The organism is Gandjariella thermophila (assembly GCF_005405885.1).
Classification (GTDB): domain Bacteria; phylum Actinomycetota; class Actinomycetes; order Mycobacteriales; family Pseudonocardiaceae; genus Gandjariella; species Gandjariella thermophila.
This window is the reverse complement of the sequence record NZ_BJFL01000113.1, coordinates 1-1,488: the sequence shown is the minus strand read 5'-3', so window position 1 is coordinate 1,488 and position 1,488 is coordinate 1. Positions and strand designations below refer to the sequence as shown.

Genomic DNA, 1,488 nt, shown 5'->3' with positions numbered 1-1,488 from the left:
TCCTTACCTTCTTCCTGTGTCGCTCGGGGCCGGTCGTAGGGTTCCGACGACCCAGGGGTGCCGGGTATGGCTTCCATGCCTCCGCCAGCGATGGCCCAGGGGGATTGGCCGCCCGGCATCCCACGACGACCCGACCGCTGATTGGGATGCGCGAACCGATCGCTGTGTAAGGAAACGACGGCGCGGTCGTCCGCTGGGATGATGAACCCGACGAACAGGAAGGTGACGCGCGTGCCCGGAGTGTGGGCAGGCATCGATGCCGGCAAGGCCCACCACCACTGCGTGGTGATCGACGCTGATGGCAAGCGGCTGCTGTCGCGGCGGGTGGCCAACGACGAGACCGCGCTGTTGGAGCTGATCGGCGACGTGACCGCGCTGGCCGGCGCGCGGGACGGTGAGCTGACCTGGGCGGTCGACCTCAACTCCGGCGGGGCCGCGCTGCTGATCGCCTTGCTGGTCAATCACGATCAGCGGTTGCTCTACATTCCCGGACGCACCGTGCACCACGCGGCAGGGATGTACCGCGGGGACGGCAAAACCGACGCCAAGGACGCTGCCGTGATCGCCGACCAGGCCCGGATGCGCCGCGACCTGCATGTCGTGCACACCGGTGACCCGATCAGCGTCGAGCTGCGGATCCTGACCGGACGCCGCGCGGATCTGGTCGCCGACCGCACCCGCACCATCAACCGGCTGCGGGCGCAGTTGCTGGAGTACTTCCCGGCACTGGAACGCGCCTTCGACTACAGCACCTCCAAAGCCGCTCTGGTCCTGCTCACCGGCTACCAGACCCCCGCAGCGCTGCGTCGCACCGGCGCCAACCGGCTGGAAACGTGGCTGCGCCACCGCAAGGTCCGCAACGCCACCGCCGTCGCCCAGGCCGCGCTGCAAGCGGCCAACGCGCAACACACCACCGTCACCGGGCAGGATCTGGCCGCCGCAATGGTCGCGCGGCTGGCGAAGGGGGTGATGGCTCTCGACGAGGAGATCACCGAGATCGACGCCTTGATCGAGAGCCGGTTTCGCCAGCACAAACACGCCCCCGTGATCCTCAGCCTGCCCGGCTTCGGTGTCCTGCTCGCCGCCGAGTTCCTCGCCACCACCGGCGGCGACATGACCGCCTTCGGCAGCCCCAACCGGCTGGCCGGAGTCGCCGGCCTGGCCCCCGTGCCCCGTGACTCCGGCCGGGTCAGCGGCAACCTGCACCGACCCCGCCGCTACAGCAGACGCCTGCTGCGCGTGTGCTACCTCTCCGCACTGATCAGCATCCGCTGCTGCCCCGCCTCGCGGGCCTACTACGACCGCAAACGAGCCGAGGGCAAACGACACACCCAAGCCGTCCTCGCCCTGGCACGCCGCCGCCTGAACGTCCTGTGGGCCATGCTGCGCGACGGCGCCCTCTACCAGTCCGTTCCCCCTACCGCGGCAGCCTGAGCCACTCACGGTGCCTCATCCCCATGACTTGACAACTTCATTGGGAATCCCCCT

General features: G+C 69.2%; 1 protein-coding gene. It reads left to right on the top strand.

The genetic code is table 11. From position 1 onward, the window contains the following. The first annotated feature begins 201 nt into the window (after positions 1–201). A complete protein-coding gene (locus tag FFT21_RS28490) occupies positions 202–1,434 on the top strand; it encodes an IS110 family RNA-guided transposase (protein WP_137816980.1) in 1,233 nt (410 codons plus the stop codon). Positions 1,435–1,488: the final 54 nt, after the last annotated feature.

Bases quoted from the DNA above. Each gene is read 5' to 3' on its own strand.
- FFT21_RS28490 (WP_137816980.1), top strand. From the start codon at position 202: ATGAACCCGACGAACAGGAAGGTGACGCGCGTGCCCGGAGTGTGGGCA.